The following is a 19867-nucleotide window of genomic DNA, read 5'->3' on the forward strand; positions in this document are numbered from 1 at the left end:
TCAAATCTGTGGGAGCGGGCTTGCTCGCCGCCACAGGTTTTGTGGCCCTCAGTTAATCGCGGCAAAACCCTCAATCTGATCCGGCCACGGCGTCAACACTTCAAACCCGCTTTCCGTCACCGCCACCATGTGCTCCCATTGCGCGGATAACGAACCGTCCTTGGTCAGTACAGTCCAGCCGTCCGGCATGTTCTTCACATGACGTTTACCCGCGTTCAGCATCGGTTCGATGGTGAAAATCATCCCGGCCTTGAGCTTCATGCCTTGATTGGGAAAACCGTAATGCAGGATCTGCGGCTCATCGTGGTAGACCTTGCCGATTCCGTGCCCGCAATACTCGCGCACCACACTGAAGCCTTCCTTCTCCGCCAGGCTCTGGATCGCATGGCCGATATCACCCAGGGTCGCACCCGGACGCACCGTGCGAATGCCGGCGCACATGGCGTCGTAAGTGGTCTTGATCAAGTGCTGCGCCTGCGGCGTCGCTTCACCCACCACATACATGCGGCTGGTATCGCCGAACCAACCGTCCTTGATCACCGCGATGTCGAGGTTGACGATGTCGCCATCCTTCAACGGTGTGCCCGATGGAATGCCGTGGCACACCGCGTCGTTGACCGAGGCGCAGACCGTTTTTGGAAAGCCGTGATAACCGACATTGGCCGGAACCGCTTTCTGTACGTTGACGATGTAGTCATTGCACAGCCGATCCAGTTCATCCGTGGTCACGCCAGCCTTGACGTGCGGCACCAGCATCGCCAGCACTTCGGCGGCGAGCTTGCCGGCGACGCGCGATTGAGCGATCTCGGCCCGGGTATTGATCTTGATCTGGTTTCTCATGCGGTGACGGCTTCCTGAGTCAGTGTTTGCAAATCCAGCCCACCGTTCTGCTCGGCGCGGATGAGCAAGCGGCAAATGGCGCTGTGATCGAGGTTGGGGTGCAACTCGGCGAGCATGCCGATGCGCATCCAGTGCTCGGCCTGCGCGTTGATCGAGCGGCTGAGGGCGTTACTGGAGATGCGCAGATTCTCGTGCATGTCTTCTGAAATCTTTACGATGCCCATGGCAAAATCCGATACGAAATGTATACGGATCATATATTAGTCATCGGAGTAAACGAAACCATTGCGCCGAACATTGACGACACAATCCATTCCCAAATGCATGACTAATCTGAATCAGACACGCTTCAACGCCTGCTTATGCGCATACATCGCGCCATCCGCATCCGCCAGCAGCCGATCCACAGTGTCATGGCGCTTGGCGTCGTACTCGATCTGGCCGACGCTGAAGCGAATCGCATAACCACGCTGCAACATGGCGTTGCGCTCCTGGAGAATCTCGTTGAGTCGCGCCATGATCGCCGTGGTTTCGACGTGACTGGAGCCTGTCAGCAAGGCGACAAATTCATCGCCGCCCAATCGCCCGACCACGTCGCTCTCACGAAAGGCAATGCGCAGCACGTCGGCAAAGGTCTTGAGCGCACTGTCACCCTCGGCATGACCATAGAGATCGTTGATCTGCTTGAAGTCATTGAGGTCGAAGAAAAGCAGCGTCGCCGGCCTGTTCAGCCGTGCGCAAGCATCCAGCGCGTGCTGGGCCAACTGCATGAACCCACGGCGATTGGACAACAGCGTCAACTCGTCCATGCTCGCGATCTGTACCGCCATCAACTCCTGCTCGGCCATACCAGCCAGGTCACGCAGTAGCGCACGTTCTTCGTCATCGAGTTCACGGGGTTTGGTGTCGATCAGGCAAAGCGTGCCCATCTTGTTGCCATTGGGCACGGTCAGCGGGTAGCCGGCGTAGAAGCGAACGTTCGGTTCGCCGGTGACCAGTGGGTTGTCATGGAAACGCTCGTCCTGGCGGGCGTCGGGAACCAGCAACAAATCGTCCTTGAGAATCACATGACCGCAGAATGAGACGTCCCTGGGTGTTTGCGTGACGTCCAGCCCGACACAAGACTTGAACCACTGCCGATCCTTGTCGACCAGTGTCACCAGGGCAATCGGCACATTGAACAGGCGCCTGGCCAGTCGCGTCAGTCGATCGAAACGCTCCTCCGGAGCAGAATCGAGAAGGTTGAGTCCGTGCAGCGCTTGAATGCGCGCGTCTTCATTGGCGGTTTTTCCTGGGACCAGCATTCGCACACTCCATTGGCATCCATACACTTCAGCGTAGCGCTAATTCAGCAACGGCTCAGATTCTCATCCCCCCGCCACCGGACACGGCCCGCCGGCATCGGCCCAGAGCTTGAACTGGTTCACGAATAGGTCGTGGGGCACCGGCACCGGCGCACGCCCTGCCCCGGGGTTCCAGCCCCATAGCACCAGTTTGTCCTCGCTGACGTGTTTGATCAGCGCGGCAAAATCGCGATCACCGTTGCTCGAACGGTCCTTGATCATCGCGCAGAGTTTGTCCGCTGGCAGGCCAATCCAGGCCATTTTGTGCGCCGCCGGCGGCAGGCTCCAGTGCGGCGCACCGGGAGGCGCATGGGGGCCGTAACTGGCGGGCGGATTGCTTTGGGCGTGACACGTTGCGCACGGCAAACCGGCGGCGCCCTTGCCGTCCATGCCCCGCACCACGTTCATCGCGTGGGGCGTGCCGGCATCGAATTGCAAGGGTGAATCCCCGGGAATGTGGCAGTTCTGGCAACGCGGGCTCTGGAATACTTTCTGAATGGTGTCGAACGCCTTCAAGGCTTGCTGATCATCGGCGAACAGTTGCGAGGCGTATCCGCCTGCACCCATCAGAACCAGTGCGCCCAACAGCAGATGTCGTTTCATCTCACACCCCCGACAATTGCAGCGGCAATTGGCGCAGTCGCTGCCCGGTCAAAGCAAACACGGCGTTGGCCACCGCCGGTGCGGTCGGCGGCACACCCGCCTCGCCGATGCCGCCGGGTTTATCGTGGCTGGGCACGATATGCACCTCAACCACCGGCATTTCGTTGAGCCGCAGCACCTGATAGTCGTGATAGTTGGACTGCGTGACCATGCCGTCCTTGAGCGTGAGTTTGCTGTGCAGCGCCATGCCCAGACCGAAGGTGATGCACGACTCCATCTGCGCCGCGATGCTCTGTGGATTGACCGCGATCCCGCAATCCACCGCGCACACTACGCGATGCACACGAATGGCCAGATCGTCCTGAGAAACCTCGGCCACTTGCGCCACATAGCTGCCAAACGATTCGTGCACCGCCACGCCCAAGGCATGCCCGTCCGGCAGCGGCGCCGACCAGTTGGCCTTCTCCACCGCCAGATTCAGCACGCCGAGATGCCGTGGATGCGCCTTGAGCAACGTGCGGCGGTAGTCGACCGGATCCTTGCCTGCCGCAGCGGCCATTTCGTCGATCAACGACTCCATGACAAACCCGGTGTGGCTGTGCCCCACTGAGCGTAACCACAGCACATTGATCCCGGTCTGCGGCGAATGCAGTTCAACCTGATGATGGGCCAGACCTTTGACGTAAGGGCTGTCGGCCACGCCCTCAACCGACGTCGGGTCAATGCCGTTCTTGACCATGGTCGCCTCCATCAGCGTACCGGTCATGATCGATTGCCCGACCAGCACATGCTGCCAGCTCAACGGCATGCCATCGGCTCCCAGCCCTATACGCGCCTGATGCAGGAACATCGAACGGTAATAACCGCCGCGAATGTCATCCTCGCGCGACCATACGGTTTTCACCGGCATGCCCGCCGCTTTCGCCACCTCCACCGCTTCGGCCACAAAATCGGAGGTTGGATTGGCCCGACGACCAAAACCGCCGCCAAGGAATTCGGTGTGGATTTCGACCTGCTCGGGTTTAAGTCCGGTGATCTTGCCGACAATCATTTGGTCCAGCGTCTGAAATTGCGTACCGGTCCAGATTTCACACTTCTGGGCGCTGATCTTCACCGTGCAATTGAGCGGCTCCATCGGCGCGTGAGCCAGGTATGGCACGCTGTACTCAACGTCGATCTTTTTCGCCGCTTTACCGAAGTTGCCCATGGCATCCCCGGCCTGACTGGCCGACGTGCCCGGTGTGGCGGCCAGTTTGCGAAAGCGCTCCAGCACGTTCTCGCTGCTCAGGTCTGCGTGCGGCCCCAGGTCCCAATCGACTTTCAGCGCATCACGGCCCAGTTTCGCCGCCCAATAATGCTCGGCGATCACGGCCACCCCGGTCGGCACTTGCACCACTTTATGCACGCCCGGCACGGCCAGCGCTTCGGCGCCCTCGAAGGATTTGACGCGGGCACCGAATACCGGCGCTCGGGCAACCATCGCCGTCATCAACCCTTCAAACTGCACGTCCATGCCGAACCTGGCGCGGCCGGTGATCTTCTCTGGGGTATCGAGGCGTTTCGTGGGTTTGCCGATGACCTTCCAGTCCTTGGCCTCTTTAAATGTAATGGATTTCGGATCGGGCACCGGCAATTGCCCGGCGGCGTCCGCCAACTCGCCGTAAGTGGCGCGTTTATCGCCAGCGATCACCACGCCCGACTCGGTGCGAATCGTCGAAGGCGCCACGTCAAAACGCTTGGCCGCCGCCTCAACCAGCATTTGCCGCGCCGTAGCGCCCGCCAGCCGATAGCGGTCGAACTCCATCCAGGTCGAGGTCGAGCCGCCGGTAATCTGCATGCCGCCAAAACCGGGTAGACCGTAATCGGCGGCCGAGGCTGGCGAGTGTTCGACGCGAATCTTCGACCAGTCGGCCTCCAGCTCTTCGGCGATCAGCATGGTCAGCCCGGTCCAGATGCCCTGCCCCATCTCCGAATGCCCAAGCAGCACGGTGACGCTGTTGTCCGGCGCAATGCGCAGGAACGCATTGGGCGCAAAGACCTTGCCCTCATTCTCCGCCGCCAACGCAAAACGATGGGCGCCGGGCACCACAAACGCCACCACCAGACCGCCGCCCAACATGGCACTGCCTTTGAGAAAACCCCGACGCGATACGGGACTGTTCATGGTCTGTCTCCCCGTCTGGTTCAACCGATTTCGGACGCACGTTTGACCGCGGCGCGAATTCTTGGATAAGTGCCGCAACGGCAGATATTGCCGGAGAGCGCCTGATCGATATCGCTGTCGGTGGGTTTGGGGATTTTCGCCAATAGGGCTGCGGCGGACATGATCTGCCCGGACTGACAATAACCGCACTGCACCACATCCAGTTCTGCCCAGGCTTGCTGCACCGGGTGCGAGCCGTCCGTGGACAGGCCTTCGATGGTGAGGATTTTCTGCCCATGGGCGACGGCGGTGGCCGGGGTGATACAGGCGCGCAACGGCGCACCGTCGACATGCACGGTGCAGGCGCCGCACTGGGCCATGCCGCAGCCGAATTTGGTACCGGTCAGGTGCGCGATATCGCGCAGAACCCAGAGCAACGGCATGTCCGCGGGGACATCGAGCTCCTGATCCTTGCCATTGATATTCAGGGTCAGCATCGGGGATTTTCCTCAGACTCACGGTGTTCTGAAGGGGCGTCGCTGCGGCCGCGAAGCCTGCGCACGCTTGGGCTTATCCCATTGAGCTAAGCGCAATTTGCGTTTTAGGCCAGATGCGGCGACCACCGGTCATGCATGAGTGCTCTGAATGGTGAGGGTGTCGCAGACTCTCGCTAACCCACATTCCCCCTGCGTAAACATCATTGCGTGAGCGCGTTTAAATGACACTCCGCGTAACGCCATACAGGCTACAAAACCTTGCGCCGTTACCTACGCGTACGCCAGAATCCGCCGGCTTACACGGCTGTGGGGCGGGTTGTATCGTTTCCCTGTCACTGCAAATCAGTGATCGGGTTTGGTAGCCCGCTTTAAATTGTCGTTGTTGCGACACCTTCGATGCTGTCTCTTTTTTGAGGTATAGCTTTGTATGGTGGGCATGCGTGGGGCTCATTCGTGAGCGCCGGGTTTCCCAATTTAACCGGTCTACCAACCTGCGCATGGCCGCCACCCACCGTTTGGTAGCGAGGGTGATGGCTCCCATTTTTTAAATTGGAGCTTTATCTATGTTCAAAATCACGCCAAACCCACCGCACACCGATCCAGTCCCACACGACCCCGCCCTTGACCCGCAAAAGGTCAAAGAAGCAACTGATCGCGCCCTCGACTACTACCTCAGACCCGAAGCACTGTCGGCCCCGCCAAGCTCGCCCAAGTTTCGCCCCGTCTTTCTCGTCGATCCCACGCTGGATGAAGAAACCCTGCTCGTCGAAGCCTGTGAGTCGCTGTCATACGCTCATGCCATGGCCGGTAACATCGCCGACTCGGTGGGCGGCCCGGAGCGAAAACCGCTGCTGGCGCTGCAACAGGTGATCATGTTGAACGAGCTGTTGGTCAACCGATTGCTGGATAAACTGCGCCTGCCGCAGTAGGTACCACACGGTTCGCCATGCAGGGCCAGTGCATCCTGCATGGCGATCTTGAACGCGGCGTCCATACTGATCTTTGCGCACGGCATCCTCCACTCAACGGTCCGGACAACGACATGCCCTCCCCTGAATCCACTCTTTTGCAGAGCTGGCACGACAACGCCCACGTCTGGATCGAAGTGGTCCGCAGCGGCGCGATTGAAAGCCGTCAGCAGGTCACCGATCAGGCGATCCTGCTGGCAATCATGGGCCGGCAACCTGCGCGCGTGCTCGACCTGGGTTGCGGCGAAGGCTGGTTATTGCGGGCACTGGCGGATCGGGGCATTGCTGCAGTGGGCGTGGATGGCGACGCGACATTGGTTGAAGCGGCGCGTTTGGCCGGTGCATCGCAAGTGTATGTCGCCAGTTATGAAGCGCTGGTTGAAGCGAATGTGGACATCGGGCGGGACTACGACCTGATCTGCGCCAATTTCTCTCTGTTGCATCAGGACATCATCCCGCTGCTCGCGGCGATGAACGCCTTGCTGGTGCCCGGCGGTGTGCTGGTGATCCAGACGCTGCACCCATGGGCCGTCGCGGCGGGCGATTATCAGGATGGTTGGCGGCAAGAGACCTTCGCCGGGTTCGAAGGCCAGTGGCAGCCGATGCCGTGGTATTTCCGCACGCTGTCGAGCTGGATCAATGCGCTCGACATGGCAGGTTTCCAGTTGGCCGCACTGCAAGAACCGCAGCATCCGCAAAGCCCTGTGCCGCAGTCGTTGCTGATGGTGGCTGAGCGGCGCTAGTTTCAGTCACGCTGCGATCCCTGTGGGAGCCAGCACGCACCCACTTGTCGATCTACGGCACCGCCGTTCGACCAAGAACTGACTACGCTGTTAATCCAGCGTGTCTAACCTGCCGAGGACGACTGCCATGCAACGCTTTCAAAAACTCACGCCGTGCCTGTGGTTCGACGATCAGGCCGAGGCCGCCGCGAAGTTCTACTGTTCGATCTTCGACCACTCGAAAATCACCGGCCTGACCCACTACAGCAAGGTCGGTCAGGAATTTCACGGCAAGCCGGAAGGCGCGGTGATGACCGTCAGTTTCGAGCTCGACGGCCAGACCTTCACCGGCCTCAACGGCGGGCCGACGTTCAAGTTCAGCGAAGCCATTTCATTTCAGGTCAACTGCCAGAACCAGGAAGAGGTCGACCACTTCTGGGGCAACCTTAGCGCCGGTGGGCCGGTTGAAGCGCAGCAATGCGGCTGGCTCAAGGACAAGTTCGGCGTGTCGTGGCAAATCGTGCCGGTGGCGTTCATGCACATGATGCTGGATGCGGACACCCGCAAGTCCCAACGGGCGATGCAGGCCATGTTCACCATGAAAAAACTCGACATTGCCCAACTGGAACGCGCCTTTGCCGGCCAGAGCTAATACACTCGGGCCCTGGCCTGCCGGGAACGACGTCGATGAAACACGCTGCCGCGAAAAACCCTGAAAAAGCCCCGCGTTTCTGGCGCGACGAGGCTCTGCCCTTTATCGAGGCGCGGGGTATCGCTGATGGTCGCGAGGTTTGCTACGCGCGGCATTCTCATGCGCACTTTTCCATCGGGGCGATTACCGCCGGGCGCAGCACGTATGTGCATGAACAGGCGCAGTTCGAAGTCGCCGCCGGCACCGTGGTGTTGATGAACCCCGGTGATGTGCACGCCTGCAATCCGATCGATGATCAGCCGTGGTCATACCTGATGCTGTACGTCGAAACGCCATGGCTAACCGATTTGCAACATCAACTGGGCTTCAGTGCCGAGCTTGAATTCCGCCGCTTTGCGACCACCCATCTCAACGATGCCGGCCTGTTCCGCGATCTCAAGGGGTTATACGAAATTCTCGTCGACGGGCAACAGGATGTGCTGCGAAAACAGAGCGCTGCGGTCGAGTTTTTCACGAATCTGCAATTGCGCCTGAACCCGGCTGAACAGCCATCGCGCGAGCCGAATTTCAAGCTTGAACGCGCCGCCGATTACATCCGCGAACACTGCACCGATCTGCTGAGCCTCGATGACATTTGCCGCGCGGCGCAGTTGTCGCCGTCGTACCTGATCCGCGCCTTCAAGCAGCATTACGGCATGACGCCCCATGCGTTTGTGATCAACCAGCGCATCCAGTTCGCTCGCGAGCGGTTGCGCAGTGGACGGTTGATTGCCGATGTGGCGCTTGAGGCGGGGTTTGCCGATCAAGCGCACTTTCAACGGGCGTTCAAACAGCATCTGGCGGCGACGCCGGGGCAGTATCGGGGCTGACAGCAATCCCCTGTGAGGATTTCAAGGCAACAACAGATAAATCGCACACACCGCCAACAACCCTGCCATCAGCCTGTTGAACAGGCGCATCCCCGCCGGGTTGCCCAGGTAGCCGCGCAAGAACGTCCCGGCATACGCCCAGCAGCCCACCGACAGATAGCAGATCACCAGATACACCGCCGCGAACTGCCAGACCAGCCGCGCCTCGCCATCGGCGACAAACGCGCCCATGCCGGCCACGCACGCCAGCCAGGCTTTCGGGTTGAGCCACTGCATGACCGCGCCATAGAGCATCGAAGGTGCGCGGCCCGAGTCCCCGGCATTCAACTGCCCGTTGTCGGTCGCCAGCTTCCAGGCCATGAACAGCAGAAACGCCACCCCGGCCAGTTGCACGACGCGGGTCATGAATGGCCAGAGTTTGAGCACTTCATGCAGCCCCAAGCCCATCAGCACCAGCAACAAGACAAAGCCCAACGTAGCTCCGGCGACATGCCGTTGGCTGGCGCGAAAGCCGAACTGCGCGCCGCAACTCAGCGCCACGATGTTGACCGGGCCGGGGGTAATGGACGCGGCCAGGGCAAACGCCGCCATCGAAACAATCAGACTCATCGCACACCTGCTTCAAACCAAGGAACAAGGCGTCCACGGTAACCAGCGCCCTGACCACGGTATTGAAGAAAATGCCCCTGCGATCAATCCAGACGCGGCACCGTAAAGCGGAACTCACTGCCCTGCCCTGGCTCACTCTCGGCAACGATACGTCCGCCATGCGCCTCGACGATGCCTTGGGTGATGTACAAACCCAGGCCTGAGCCCGTCGGATTGCCCTCTTTCACTGTCCAGTAACGGTCGAATACATGGGGCAGGTTTTCACTGGGAATCCCCTCGCCGCTGTCACGCACGGTGAAGACAATTTCATTGCCGACCAATTTGGCATGGACGCCGACCGTGCCCAAGCGCGGGGTGAACTTGATCGCATTGCCGACCAGATTCGACAGCACTTGAAACAATCGCTCGGGGTCGGCGTGGATGCGCAGATCGGGGTCTGCCTCGAAGGAAATGCTGATGTCCTTGTCCAGTGCCAAAGGTGCGAGCAATGCTTGCGCCTCTTCGAACATCTGCCCGACATCGAGTTTCTGTGGCGTGATGACGTAGCGCCCGGCGTCGATTTTCGAGGTATCGAGCAGGTCTTCCAGCAACGTGTTCATACGTCCGGCGGCCTGTTGCATGGTGTCGATGGCCGTGGAGATTCGGCGCGAAGTGTGCGGGCCGTCGGAGCTGAAAGCCTTCTGCATCATGCCGCAGAGCATCGAGATAACCGTCATCGGATTGCGCAGATCGTGCGACACCACTGCGACCAGTTCATCGCGGGCGCGCACCGCTTCCTGTTCGCGGCATACCTGTCGGGCCAAGTCATTTTCCAGCGCCGAACGACGCAGATCGTTGGCGGCGAACAGATCGCCGTGGCTCCACTTGGTGGAGATACCGGCCATCTCGACTTTCCAGATTTCGAACGAGGTACGCGGGCGCAGGCGCAAACCAGCGTCGGAGTTTTCCAGATCCAGCGGCTTGTGAGGGTCGCCGCTCCAGTTGATGTTTTCTTTAACCTCCGGACGGAACCACTGCACGCCGTTATCCACCGGTTTTGGCAGGCTCATGGCAAGCACGCCGCTGGCCACCTGTTGATAGTGCGCGGCTGGCGGGTAAACGCTGGCCAGGTGATGGCTGGCAAATACCGGCTCACCGGTGCCTTGCAGCCATTTGTGCAGCGCACGGATTTCTTCCGGTTCCGGGCAGTGACCGTAACGGTGCAACTGATTGTCTTCAATGATGGCGATACCACCAGCGTTGGTCAGCGCCATGAGCACTTGCGGCTGGTTCGCCAACCCGTCGAAAACATTTTGCGGCGAGTCGATCATCGCCTGATTGAGCAACGCCAAAGCGTCGACTTTTTCTTCACGCTGGCGGCTGAGTTCCAGCGCTTCCATCGCACTGATCTGCAGTGACAGAACCTGACCGATAGTCTGGCAAGCCATGCGCAGGTCGTGTGGAACGTGCAGCGGCTGACGGTTGCCGCAACTGATCAAGCCCCACAGTTTGTCGCCTTTGAGCAACGAGATGCTCATCGATGACAGCACGCCCATGTTCTTCATGTACTGGCAGTGGATCGGCGACACGCTGCGCAGCGTGGCAAAGCTCAGGTCCAGGGGGGTGTGCGTATCGGGACGCAGCTTCGGCACCAGCGGCACTGGCTGATAGTCAGCATCAGGGATGATCCGCAGCCAATTGGTGCGGTACAACTCGCGAGCCTGTTCGGGAATGTCGGAGGCCGGGAAGAACAGGCCGTTGAACACTTCCATCGACGGCGATGAGGCTTCGGCGATCACCTGGCCGTGCCCTTCCTCCTCGAAACGGTAGATCAGCACCCGGTCGTAACCGGTCATGGCCTGGATTTCCTTGACGCTGATGTCGTACAGCGCCTGCAGCGTAGTGGCGGCTTGCAAGCGCTGAAGCATCCGCCCCAGGTGGGTCTGTCTGCCGGCCACGTTGCGCGGCTGGAAGTTTTCGACGTGGATTTCCAGTTCCAGAATCAGCACGCCCTGATGGCGGTGCAGCAGACCTTCGAACGCAGTGCCATTGAGCTGGAAATGCAGCGGCGGGGCATCGAAGAATGCCGACTGCAGCAACGCTTGGCGCACGGTCTGGGCTGGCGCGTCGCCAATCAGGTGCTCAAGCGGCAGGCCGATCAGATCCTCTGGTGTGCGGGCCAGCAAGGTGTCGACGTTGGCGCTGACCTGAATGATGTTCAGCGCAGGCTCGCTCAGGGTCAGCAACAAACCGTGGGGCTGGATGGCGCCAGGGAAACGAATCGGCTCGTCGGCACAGTTGTCCAACAGTTTTTCAAAAGCTTCTTTGTCTTGCGGGCTCATGCCAGTACCTCCCGGCTATCGAGCCAGCGCTCGAAACAGCTGAATGTGTTTTGCGCCGCCAGCACAACGGCTTCGCGTTCGGCGGTGGGCATTGGGCGACTGCCCAGGTATTCAATGAACTCGCGCCAGCGGCGACCGGTGGCGGCGCCGTAAACATCAAGAAACGCGGCACCGTTTTGCGCATCAAGGCCCAAACGGCTGGCGATTTCCCGGCGCAGAATCTGCCCGCCCAGGGTCGCGCCTTCAAGCACGTACAACACGCCAAGGCTGGCGGCGCTTGAGTCGATCAGTGGCAACCGCTGACACATCGGCAAGCTGTCGATCGCCGCCCCGCAATCCCCCAGGGCTTTCAGGTCGCTGTGCAGTGTCTGAGCTTTGAGGCGTGGTGACAGATCGAAATCGGCGGGAATCGCATCGCTGTCCCGCAACGCGCTTTCCAGCGGTAAATAAAAGCCGTAATAGGCCTGGATCAGCCGCTTAAAGGCGGGCACATCAAGGGCGTCGGAGAAAAAAGGCAGACGCTTTTCCAGCGCGATATGCAACTCGGCAGTCCCGGCTCGTAGGTCTTGCAACACCGGTGGCACATAAACCTCACGGGGCTTTGCTTGCATGTAGATCGCTCTTGGTGGGGCCACTTGGGGCCAGGCGGGGTTTGGAGAGACATTGGGCGAAATCTTACACGCCAATCGCCTTTTCTGACCGCAAGGATCAATTTTTTCGCCAAAAGGGACGCCTCAGATTGTTTCTGAGCGGTTCGGTATCCGGAAAGTTCGACCGGACTGACCAACGCCCCTGCCCGTGGTACCACGACGGCGATGGGCCAATAGTTCGCCAGGCCCTGTAACCGTTGTTGCGCAGGCAGTTGTCGAGGGCGACTTCGGCGCTGTTGAAGGCGAAACGCGCTTAAATCTCACACGGGCCTTTGAGTTCGACCTGATTGCCGTCCGGATCAAAGCAGTACAGGGACAGGCCGTAGCCCTCGGCACCGAAGCGGTTGGCGGCTTTTCCCACGGTCAGCCCGAAAGACTGCAAATGCGCAGTCAGCGCGTCCTCATTGAACGGTTCAATGCGCAGGCAGAAGTGATCGACGTTGCGCCGCTCGGCCCCGGCCGCCCCGCCGCCCTTGCGGCCAAGTTCGCCCTGCAGGTCGACGAGGTCGATCATTGAGGTGCCGGCACGCAAGTGCACCAGCCCCAACGGCTCGTTACGCTTGACCACTTCGGCGCCGAACACCTGGCCGTAGAACTCGATGCTGCGTTGCAGGTTCGCAACGCGCAGGACGATGTGATCGATGTGTTGGATGACGAACGGGTGCATGGGTTTGATTCCTCACATTCAGCGACCCGGTGATTGTGCTGCAAATATAAAAAAATTCACTGTCGATTTTTCGGTGGAGCCATCGACAAACTGGTTTTACTCTCACGCCATGAACATACAAACCACTGTCCTGCCGCCCCACGCCGAGATGGTTCGCGCCATGCTCGAACGCGACACTGCTTATGAAGGCGTGTTCTTCACGGCCGTGAAAACCACCGGGATCTTCTGCCGCCCCAGTTGCACGGCGCGCAAGCCGAAACCTGAGAACGTCGAATTCTTCGCCCATGCCGACGAGTGCATGTCCGCCGGTTATCGCGCCTGTCTGCGCTGCAAACCGCTGGACGCGGCGGCCATTGCGCCGGACTGGGTACAAAGCGTGCTCAAAGCCGTGGATGCCGATCCGGAGGTGCGCTGGAGCGATGCGCAACTGCTCGCCGAAGGCATCGAGCCGCTGAAATTGCGGCGCTGGTTCAAGCAGCATTTCGGCATGACCTTCCATGCCTGGTTGCGCACCCGCCGACTCGGTATGGCGCTGGGCGGAATCAAGCAAGGCACCTCCATCGACCACGCGGCGTTCGATTCCGGCTATGAATCGCTGAGCGGTTTTCGTGATGCGTTTCAGAAGTCGTTCCACATCACGCCCGGTCGCGCAGCCAACAGTGAACCGTTGCTGTTTACCCGGCTGACCACACCGCTGGGGCCGATGATTGCCATGGCTGAGCGCCGTGGGCTGGTGTTGCTGGAGTTTCTTGATCGGCCAGCGCTGACACGGGAAGTCGAAGAGTTGCAGAGCCGATATGGCTATGCGGTCGCACCGGGGCACAACGCGCCGCTACAGCAAATCGAACAACAACTGGCCGACTACTTTGCAGGCAACCTCAGCACGTTCAGCGTACCGTTGCACCTGCCCGGCAGCGAGTTCGCCCGCCAGGTCTGGTCGGCACTGCTGCAAATCCCCTACGGCCACACCACCACCTACGGCGCGATTGCTGCCGGTTTGGGCAAACCCGGCGCCAGTCGCGCTGTCGGCCTGGCCAACGGGCACAACCGTCTGGCCATTGTGGTGCCTTGCCATCGGGTGATCGGCGCGGATGGCTCGCTCACCGGGTATGGTGGAGGACAACCACGCAAGGCCTTTCTGCTGAGGCTCGAAAACGCGGCGCGACAACTCACGCAGCCTTGGCTTTTCTAACGATTGGACTCAGCCAGCAAAAGGAATCTCGATGAACACTCCTGAAATCGATGACTTGCTGAATTAGCATGGCGAATGTTTATCGCACAGCCAGTGCGTTTTTGGCCTCAATCGATACCGATTGGCAGCGGCTCGTCGCCACTGTTGGCCCTTGCCTGCATCAACCTTATCCAGCGCGGGATCCCTACGAGTCGCTGGTGCGCTCGATTGCCTATCAGCAACTGCATGCCAAGGCCGGGGATGCAATTGTCGGGCGATTGGTCGGGTTGTTTCCCGGGCAATCGTTTCCGCGGCCGGAGCAGATGCTGGCGACCGATGTTGATCGCATCCGTGGCTGCGGGTTTTCCGCGGGCAAGATTGCGACGATTCAGGGCATCGCCCAAGCCACGCTGGACGGCGTGGTGCCAGATTACGCCACGGCGTTGGCGATGGATGATGAGGCGCTGATCGAGCGGCTCGTCAGCCTGCGCGGAATCGGGCGCTGGACGGTGGAGATGCTACTGATCTACAGCCTGGAACGGATGGACATTTTGCCGGCGGACGACTTTGGCGTGCGTGAAGGCTACCGGCGTTTGAAGGGGCTGGAGGAGCAGCCGACGCGCAAGCAGATGGTTGAGATCGGGGTGCACTGGCGTCCGTTTCGGACGGTGGCCGCGTGGTATTTGTGGCGGGTGCCCAAGTCGTAGACGGCGTTATCGTTCTTGGCGAGCAAGCCTGCTCCCACATTTGTAATGCAGTTTCCTGTGGGTGCGAGCCTGCTCGCGAAGACATCAGTCGATTTAACGCCCATTTACAGGCCAGACTTCAACCGGCTGAATGCCCGAATCAACGCCCGATTGAACGCCTTGCCATTGTCATTCTTGCTGTACAGCGAAGCCCTGACCTGTGCAGAGGGATACGTCCCCGGATCATGACGAATCGCCGCATCGACCAACCCATCGGCCGCGGTAATCGCATTGGCGTAGTGAATGGTGTCGGTGATCGGCGCAATCACCTCGGGGGTCATCAGGTAGTCCATCAACGCGAGCCCGGCCTGCGGATGCGGCGCATCCTTGGGAATGACCATGGCGTCGAACCAGATCAGCGTGCCCTGTTTCGGTATCCGGTAGCTGAGCGTGAACGGCTTGTTGGCTGCCTGCGCCTGCCCCGCGGCGATGGCGACGTTGCCGTTCCATGACATCGCCACACAGGTGTTGCCATTGGCCAGATCGCTGATGTTCAGGTCATTGTCGAAGTAGCGGATGTACGGGCGGATCTTCGCCAGTTGCTGCTCGGCCAATTTCAAGTCATCGAGATTCTGCCGGTTGATGTCCAGCCCCATGTACTTCATGACGGCGGCGAACACTTCGTTGGGATCGTTGAGCAGACTGACCCCGCAATCGGCGAATTTCGACACCACCGCAGGATCGAACAGCATGGCCCAACTGTCTGTTGGCGCATCGGGCAGACGCTGTTTGATCGCCTCTTGCTGATAACCCACACCGGTGGTGCCCCAGGCGTAGATCCCTGCATAACGATTGCCCGGATCAAACACCGCCATGTGCTGGCGAAACTCCTCACCCACCCCGGCGAAATGCGGCACGCGGGCCTTGTCCATCGGTTGAATCGCGCCGCTCTGGATGGCCCGCGACAAGTGCTGGCCGGCGGTCAGCACCAGGTCATAACCGCTGCGCCCGGTGAGCAGTTTGGTTTCGACGGTTTCCAGCGAATCAAAGTGATCGGCCACCACACGAATGCCGGTTTTCGCCTCAAAATTCTTCAACGTATCCGGGGCCAGGTATTCGCCCCAGATGTACAGATTGACCACCAGTTTGTCGGTGTCGGCGGCCTGCACACACAGGGGTGCAAGCACCAGCATTAACGCTTGAGTCAGTTTGTGCAGGCCCATGCTCAGGCTCCTTTTTTCAGGCCGGCGTATTGCGGCATGGTGATGCACGCGACGTTGCCGCCGCCGAGGAGGATTTCCCGGGAGTTTTCGATGCCGACGATCTTGTGCTGCGGGAACAATTGGGCCAGCGTCGCCAGCGCGACTTTGTCCTGACGATCACCAAACAGCGGCACCACGATCGAACTATTGCCGGCGTAATAGTTGATGTACGAAGCACAGATTTTCGTGCCGGCCTGACGGGTGTGGGTACTGTCCTGCTGATCGAGACCTTCGGCCTCTTCGGCGGTCCATTCGAGCACGTCCGGTTGCGGCAGTTTGTGCACGATCAACTCACGGCCACGACTGTCGCGGGTACTGCGCAGGATGTCGTAGGCTTCCTGGTAGATTTCCCACTGCGGATCATCACGGTTGTCGGTCCACTGCAAGACCACTTCGCCGGGACGAACGAAACAGGCGAGGTCGTCGACATGGCCATCGGTTTCATCGAACTTGCACCCGCGTGGCAGCCAGATCACCTGTTCGGCACCGAGGTAATCGGTCAGGCGCCGGGTGACTTCGTCCTTGCCCATATGCAGGTTGCGATTGCGGTTGAGCAGGCACTGTTCGGTGGTGAGGATGCTGCCCTGGCCGTCGCTCTGAATCCCGCCGAGCTCGGCAATCAACGGCGCGCGATAGCGGTCGAAACGCTCGATCTCAAGGATTTTGCTGGCGATCTGGTCGTCCTTGTCCCACGGGTAATACAGCCCGCCGTCGAGTCCGCCATAGGCATTGAATTCGAAATCGACGCCACGCACTTCGCCGCTCTGATCATTGACCACAAAGCACGGGCCACTGTCGCGGAACCAGGTGTCGTTGCAGGTCATCTCGACCACGCGCACCTGGGGTGGCAACTGGCGGCGGGCGGTGGCGAATTGCGCGGCGCTGGCACACACGGTGACCGGTTCGCTGCGGGAGATGGCGGTGACGATCTGCACCCAGACTTTCTGCGCAGGCTTGGCGCCGTTGCGCCAGACATCGGTGCGTTCCGGCCAGCCGAGCCAGCAGCCGGACTTGGCTTCGAATTCGCCAGGCAGACGGAAGCCGTCGTGTTTGGGGGTGGAGTCGAGCAAACGTGCCATGGTCAAACCTCGTCTTCGGGATGGGAATGACCACAGGCTAAGGTCGCAGGGCGTTGGCCCGCCAACGATGATTATTTCGGAACAGTTGAATTCAACTCATCAATCGGCCAGTTGATCGTTGAACCATTCCAGCATCTGCGCCACGGCCGGACGCTCTAGCCGCAAGCGCTCGCAAACCAGCGCGTATTGGCCCAGAGCCGTCATGCTCGATGTGAAGGGACGCACCAGTCGGCCACTCTGCAAGTCTTCCTGCGCGGTGAGGTTGTCGCCCATCGCCACGCCCTGCCCTTGCGCGGCGGCCTCCAGCGCCAACCCGGCATGGGCGAAATACAGCTGACGCTCCGGGCGCTGATCGCCGGCGTGGCGGGTCAGCCATGCAGTCCAGGTCTTGCCGTCCTGGTCGTCGTGCAACAAGCAGTGGCGCGTCAGGTCCTTGGGCGTTTTCAGACTGCCCTGATTGAACAGGCCAGGGCTGCACACCGGGAAGAATTGCAGGTCGGGCAAAGGCCGGACGAAGTAGGCGCTGCTGTCCACCGGGCCGGTACCGTAAGTGATGGCCAGGTCGATGTCCTCGCCCGGTGCACTCGCGTCGATGGGTTGTTCATAGAGGTGCAAAGTGATGTGCGGATAGCGTGCATAGAAATCGGAGAGGCGACTCATCAGCCACTTTTGTGCAAGCTCAGCGGTGACAGCCAGGCGCAGGACCGCCAGCGACGACGGATCGCGCAACTCATCGCAGGCATCGCCCATCAGTTCGAAGGCCTGCTGCAGGCTTTGCATCAGGCGTCCGGCAGCGATGGTCGGACGAATCTGTCGGCCTTCACGGATAAACAGCGACACGCCGAGCTGTTCTTCGAGCTGGCGAATCTGATGGCTGACGGCGCTGTCGGTGACACACAACTCCGCCGCCGCTCGACCGAAATGCGCGTGGCGGGCGGCACATTCGAACGTGCGCAAGGCCGCCAATGAGGGAAGTCGTCGCATGGAAATAGATCCGTTTTTTGTGGGCCATGCTGACCGGCAACGCGGGTGCTCAGAAAACCAAGCACCCGCAGACGCTTAATGCGCCCTGTCCAGCCCCGCCAGCAATGCGCCGTCACGGCTGTAGATGTCGGGCGAATAGCGCACATGGCCCGCGCTGTCGACTTGCACCGTCCAGTAGGTCATCAGGATCGGCACCGGCGCCGCCAAGCGAAACTCATGGGTGGTGCCCGTGGCGAGCAAGGTCTCGGTGCGGGCCCTTTCTGCCGGGGTGAGCAGCAGGTCGCGCAGTTGCATCGGGTGCTCGACCCGCACACAGCCGGAGCTGAATGCTCGCGGCCCCTTGTCGAACAGCGCCTTGCTCGGCGTGTCGTGCAGGTACACCGAGAACGGGTTGGGGAAGCGGATGACCATCTGCCCCAGCGGGTTGCGCGGCCCGGCGTCCTGACGCAGCAGAATATTGCCGGGGTTATCCCAGTCGATGTCGGCTGCCGCCAAGGGCTGACCGTTGGCATCGAGCACTTGCAGGTTCTGGCGGCTGAGGAACGTCTGATCCTTGCGGATCGCCGGCAACTTGTCTTCCTTCCAGATGGTCGGCGGCACGGTCCAGGTCGGGTTCAGGGTCAGGCGCGTAACGCGCGACTTGAGCAGCGGCGTCTGGCGTTCGGCGCGACCGACTTGCGTGCGGGTCTGCCACACGGGTTTGCCGCCCTGATACAGCGTCAGTTCGGCAGCGGCGACGTTGACCAGCAGGCCATTGGGCTCGATGTCTTGCGCCAGCCAACGGAACCGTTCGAGGTTGACCCGCAATTGGTCTCGGCGGGCCAGCGGGCTGATATTGAGTTCGGCAATTGTCCCCGGCCCCACCACACCATCAGCCTGCAACGAATGATTGGTTTGAAAGTTTTTCACCGCCTCCACCAGCACATCGTCGTAGGCATTGGCGGGGGGGGCGATGTAGTCGGCCAGATAACCCTCGCTATAGAGGCGCAGCGCCAGATCCGGCACACGCTTGTCTTCCATGGCCGGGCGCAGCAGCGGTCCGCTGCCGACTGACGGCCATTGTGGCAAGGCTTTGAGCCGTTGCGCGGCGTAGAGCTGACGCAGGCTCTGGTACTGCGCCAGATGCGGACGTGCGAGGTCGAACGCTGCGCGAAGGTCATTTAGCCCCGGTACGGCGATTGCGAGCAATTCAGTCTGACGGTCGCGCGGCGTATCGTCGGCACGCCAGAGCGGCTCGAAATGAGATTGCAGCAATCGACCGAAATGCAGATCCTGCAAGGCTTGCAGGTAATAGCGGCTGATATCGATATCGGCGCATAACTCGCCATCCTGGGGCGGGGTCATCGCGACCGGGTAGCGGTTCGGGTTGAGACCATCGTCGGCCAACAACTGCAATTGCCCGTGCAAGGCCTGCAACCGCCCGGACTCACTGGCCCACACCGGCATCCAGTCCTGCTGCTGATAAAAGGCGTTGAGTCGCTCCAGTGCGGGGCCGTTGAGGTGCGCGGCGATGGCCGGGCATGCGTGTGGCAGACCGATCAGCACAGCCTGCAACGGGCTTTGCGGCTCGACGGGCATTTCGGCCGGCGGCGTGGGCAGCGTCTGCAAGGGCGGCAACGAATCATCGGCACAAGCGACAAACGGCGCAGCGAGCAAACAAATGCTCAAGTAGCATGCGTACTTTTTGAACAACTGCTTTACTCCAATCCATGGCCATCTTGATGATGGCCAACCTTACATCAGGTGCGCTGAACAGTCAGGCCCGATCTGCGGGCTTGCAGGTTATGACTGGGAGTCAGGA

General features: G+C 60.5%; 20 protein-coding genes. 6 read left to right on the plus strand and 14 right to left on the minus strand.

The window, feature by feature from the left end; all coding sequences use genetic code 11:
* Positions 1 to 48 precede the first annotated feature (48 nt).
* From map to AACY11_RS10660, 6 genes are all read right to left on the minus strand, one after another.
* On the minus strand, positions 49 to 840 hold the full coding sequence (map, locus tag AACY11_RS10635; RefSeq protein ID WP_339433208.1) for a type I methionyl aminopeptidase: 792 nt from the start codon (positions 838 to 840) through the stop codon (positions 49 to 51).
* Complete coding sequence (locus AACY11_RS10640; protein ID WP_221734137.1) at positions 837 to 1064, minus strand: ParD-like family protein; 228 nt, start codon at positions 1062 to 1064, stop codon at positions 837 to 839. The genes map and AACY11_RS10640 overlap by 4 nt, the downstream gene beginning before the upstream one ends.
* A gap of 114 nt (positions 1065 to 1178) precedes the next feature.
* Entirely contained in the window at positions 1179 to 2144 is a 966-nt protein-coding gene (locus tag AACY11_RS10645) for a sensor domain-containing diguanylate cyclase (RefSeq protein ID WP_339494691.1), read from the minus strand.
* 63 nt (positions 2145 to 2207) lie between these two features.
* Positions 2208 to 2786: a hypothetical protein gene (locus AACY11_RS10650; RefSeq protein ID WP_339466123.1), complete on the minus strand. Its 579-nt coding sequence runs from the start codon at positions 2784 to 2786 to the stop codon at positions 2208 to 2210.
* Between the two features lies 1 nt (position 2787).
* Positions 2788 to 4950 (minus strand): xanthine dehydrogenase family protein molybdopterin-binding subunit, encoded by a 2163-nt coding sequence (locus tag AACY11_RS10655; protein ID WP_339494693.1) that lies wholly within the window; start codon positions 4948 to 4950, stop codon positions 2788 to 2790.
* A 20-nt stretch (positions 4951 to 4970) separates the two neighbouring features.
* Entirely contained in the window at positions 4971 to 5426 is a 456-nt protein-coding gene (locus AACY11_RS10660) for a (2Fe-2S)-binding protein (RefSeq protein ID WP_339433212.1), read from the minus strand.
* A 563-nt stretch (positions 5427 to 5989) separates the two neighbouring features.
* Between AACY11_RS10660 and AACY11_RS10665 the strand changes: the two genes are divergently transcribed.
* The 4 genes from AACY11_RS10665 (at position 5990) to AACY11_RS10680 (ending at position 8637) form a co-directional block, all read left to right on the plus strand.
* Complete coding sequence (locus AACY11_RS10665) at positions 5990 to 6355, plus strand: DUF6124 family protein (protein WP_339433213.1); 366 nt, start codon at positions 5990 to 5992, stop codon at positions 6353 to 6355.
* Positions 6356 to 6468: 113 nt separating this feature from the next.
* Positions 6469 to 7137, plus strand: a complete 669-nt coding sequence (locus tag AACY11_RS10670) for a class I SAM-dependent methyltransferase (RefSeq protein ID WP_339433214.1) — start codon at positions 6469 to 6471, stop codon at positions 7135 to 7137.
* Positions 7138 to 7264: 127 nt separating this feature from the next.
* The gene (locus AACY11_RS10675) at positions 7265 to 7768 is read left to right on the plus strand and encodes a VOC family protein (RefSeq protein ID WP_339494695.1); all 504 of its coding nucleotides are present in this window, start codon (positions 7265 to 7267) and stop codon (positions 7766 to 7768) included.
* Positions 7769 to 7803: 35 nt separating this feature from the next.
* Positions 7804 to 8637: an AraC family transcriptional regulator gene (locus tag AACY11_RS10680; protein WP_339494696.1), complete on the plus strand. Its 834-nt coding sequence runs from the start codon at positions 7804 to 7806 to the stop codon at positions 8635 to 8637.
* 21 nt (positions 8638 to 8658) lie between these two features.
* Here the strand turns inward: AACY11_RS10680 and AACY11_RS10685 are convergent, their stop codons facing one another.
* From AACY11_RS10685 to AACY11_RS10700, 4 genes are all read right to left on the minus strand, one after another.
* Positions 8659 to 9246 (minus strand): LysE family translocator, encoded by a 588-nt coding sequence (locus tag AACY11_RS10685; RefSeq protein ID WP_339494697.1) that lies wholly within the window; start codon positions 9244 to 9246, stop codon positions 8659 to 8661.
* 83 nt (positions 9247 to 9329) lie between these two features.
* Positions 9330 to 11567: an ATP-binding protein gene (locus AACY11_RS10690; protein WP_339494699.1), complete on the minus strand. Its 2238-nt coding sequence runs from the start codon at positions 11565 to 11567 to the stop codon at positions 9330 to 9332.
* Positions 11564 to 12178: a biliverdin-producing heme oxygenase gene (locus AACY11_RS10695; protein ID WP_339494700.1), complete on the minus strand. Its 615-nt coding sequence runs from the start codon at positions 12176 to 12178 to the stop codon at positions 11564 to 11566. The genes AACY11_RS10690 and AACY11_RS10695 overlap by 4 nt, the downstream gene beginning before the upstream one ends.
* A gap of 292 nt (positions 12179 to 12470) precedes the next feature.
* A complete protein-coding gene (locus tag AACY11_RS10700; protein ID WP_339494702.1) occupies positions 12471 to 12884 on the minus strand; it encodes a VOC family protein in 414 nt (137 codons plus the stop codon).
* Positions 12885 to 12993: 109 nt separating this feature from the next.
* Here AACY11_RS10700 and AACY11_RS10705 point away from each other — a divergent pair, with 109 nt between their 5' ends.
* Together AACY11_RS10705 and AACY11_RS10710 are read left to right on the plus strand one after the other, a co-directional pair.
* Positions 12994 to 14076 (plus strand): bifunctional transcriptional activator/DNA repair enzyme AdaA, encoded by a 1083-nt coding sequence (locus AACY11_RS10705; protein ID WP_339433220.1) that lies wholly within the window; start codon positions 12994 to 12996, stop codon positions 14074 to 14076.
* A 68-nt stretch (positions 14077 to 14144) separates the two neighbouring features.
* A complete protein-coding gene (locus AACY11_RS10710) occupies positions 14145 to 14762 on the plus strand; it encodes a DNA-3-methyladenine glycosylase family protein (protein ID WP_339466118.1) in 618 nt (205 codons plus the stop codon).
* A 104-nt stretch (positions 14763 to 14866) separates the two neighbouring features.
* Here the strand turns inward: AACY11_RS10710 and AACY11_RS10715 are convergent, their stop codons facing one another.
* From AACY11_RS10715 to AACY11_RS10730, 4 genes are all read right to left on the minus strand, one after another.
* Positions 14867 to 15964, minus strand: coding sequence for an extracellular solute-binding protein (locus AACY11_RS10715; protein WP_339494704.1), 1098 nt, complete (start codon positions 15962 to 15964; stop codon positions 14867 to 14869).
* Positions 15965 to 15966: 2 nt separating this feature from the next.
* Positions 15967 to 17082 carry an agmatine deiminase gene (aguA, locus tag AACY11_RS10720; protein ID WP_339494705.1) on the minus strand — a complete coding sequence of 372 codons (1116 nt, stop codon included), beginning with the start codon at positions 17080 to 17082 and terminating at the stop codon, positions 15967 to 15969.
* Positions 17083 to 17181: 99 nt separating this feature from the next.
* Positions 17182 to 18066, minus strand: a complete 885-nt coding sequence (locus tag AACY11_RS10725; protein WP_339433224.1) for a LysR substrate-binding domain-containing protein — start codon at positions 18064 to 18066, stop codon at positions 17182 to 17184.
* A 75-nt stretch (positions 18067 to 18141) separates the two neighbouring features.
* Positions 18142 to 19758, minus strand: coding sequence for a L,D-transpeptidase family protein (locus AACY11_RS10730; RefSeq protein WP_339433225.1), 1617 nt, complete (start codon positions 19756 to 19758; stop codon positions 18142 to 18144).
* Between the last annotated feature and the right edge of the window lie 109 nt (positions 19759 to 19867).

Source organism: Pseudomonas sp. RA_105y_Pfl2_P56 (assembly GCF_963970845.1).
GTDB classification, from domain to species: Bacteria; Pseudomonadota; Gammaproteobacteria; order Pseudomonadales; family Pseudomonadaceae; genus Aquipseudomonas; species Aquipseudomonas baetica_A.

Excerpts from the sequence above, each read along its gene's own strand:
- map (WP_339433208.1), bottom strand. The coding sequence starts at position 840 with ATGAGAAACCAGATCAAGATCAATACCCGGGCCGAGATCGCTCAATCG.
- AACY11_RS10640 (WP_221734137.1), bottom strand. The coding sequence starts at position 1,064 with ATGGGCATCGTAAAGATTTCAGAAGACATGCACGAGAATCTGCGCATC.
- AACY11_RS10645 (WP_339494691.1), bottom strand. The coding sequence starts at position 2,144 with ATGCTGGTCCCAGGAAAAACCGCCAATGAAGACGCGCGCATTCAAGCG.
- AACY11_RS10650 (WP_339466123.1), bottom strand. The coding sequence starts at position 2,786 with ATGAAACGACATCTGCTGTTGGGCGCACTGGTTCTGATGGGTGCAGGC.
- AACY11_RS10655 (WP_339494693.1), bottom strand. The coding sequence starts at position 4,950 with ATGAACAGTCCCGTATCGCGTCGGGGTTTTCTCAAAGGCAGTGCCATG.
- AACY11_RS10660 (WP_339433212.1), bottom strand. The coding sequence starts at position 5,426 with ATGCTGACCCTGAATATCAATGGCAAGGATCAGGAGCTCGATGTCCCC.
- AACY11_RS10665 (WP_339433213.1), top strand. The coding sequence starts at position 5,990 with ATGTTCAAAATCACGCCAAACCCACCGCACACCGATCCAGTCCCACAC.
- AACY11_RS10670 (WP_339433214.1), top strand. The coding sequence starts at position 6,469 with ATGCCCTCCCCTGAATCCACTCTTTTGCAGAGCTGGCACGACAACGCC.
- AACY11_RS10675 (WP_339494695.1), top strand. The coding sequence starts at position 7,265 with ATGCAACGCTTTCAAAAACTCACGCCGTGCCTGTGGTTCGACGATCAG.
- AACY11_RS10680 (WP_339494696.1), top strand. The coding sequence starts at position 7,804 with ATGAAACACGCTGCCGCGAAAAACCCTGAAAAAGCCCCGCGTTTCTGG.
- AACY11_RS10685 (WP_339494697.1), bottom strand. The coding sequence starts at position 9,246 with ATGAGTCTGATTGTTTCGATGGCGGCGTTTGCCCTGGCCGCGTCCATT.
- AACY11_RS10690 (WP_339494699.1), bottom strand. The coding sequence starts at position 11,567 with ATGAGCCCGCAAGACAAAGAAGCTTTTGAAAAACTGTTGGACAACTGT.
- AACY11_RS10695 (WP_339494700.1), bottom strand. The coding sequence starts at position 12,178 with ATGCAAGCAAAGCCCCGTGAGGTTTATGTGCCACCGGTGTTGCAAGAC.
- AACY11_RS10700 (WP_339494702.1), bottom strand. The coding sequence starts at position 12,884 with ATGCACCCGTTCGTCATCCAACACATCGATCACATCGTCCTGCGCGTT.
- AACY11_RS10705 (WP_339433220.1), top strand. The coding sequence starts at position 12,994 with ATGAACATACAAACCACTGTCCTGCCGCCCCACGCCGAGATGGTTCGC.
- AACY11_RS10710 (WP_339466118.1), top strand. The coding sequence starts at position 14,145 with ATGGCGAATGTTTATCGCACAGCCAGTGCGTTTTTGGCCTCAATCGAT.
- AACY11_RS10715 (WP_339494704.1), bottom strand. The coding sequence starts at position 15,964 with ATGGGCCTGCACAAACTGACTCAAGCGTTAATGCTGGTGCTTGCACCC.
- aguA (WP_339494705.1), bottom strand. The coding sequence starts at position 17,082 with ATGGCACGTTTGCTCGACTCCACCCCCAAACACGACGGCTTCCGTCTG.
- AACY11_RS10725 (WP_339433224.1), bottom strand. The coding sequence starts at position 18,066 with ATGCGACGACTTCCCTCATTGGCGGCCTTGCGCACGTTCGAATGTGCC.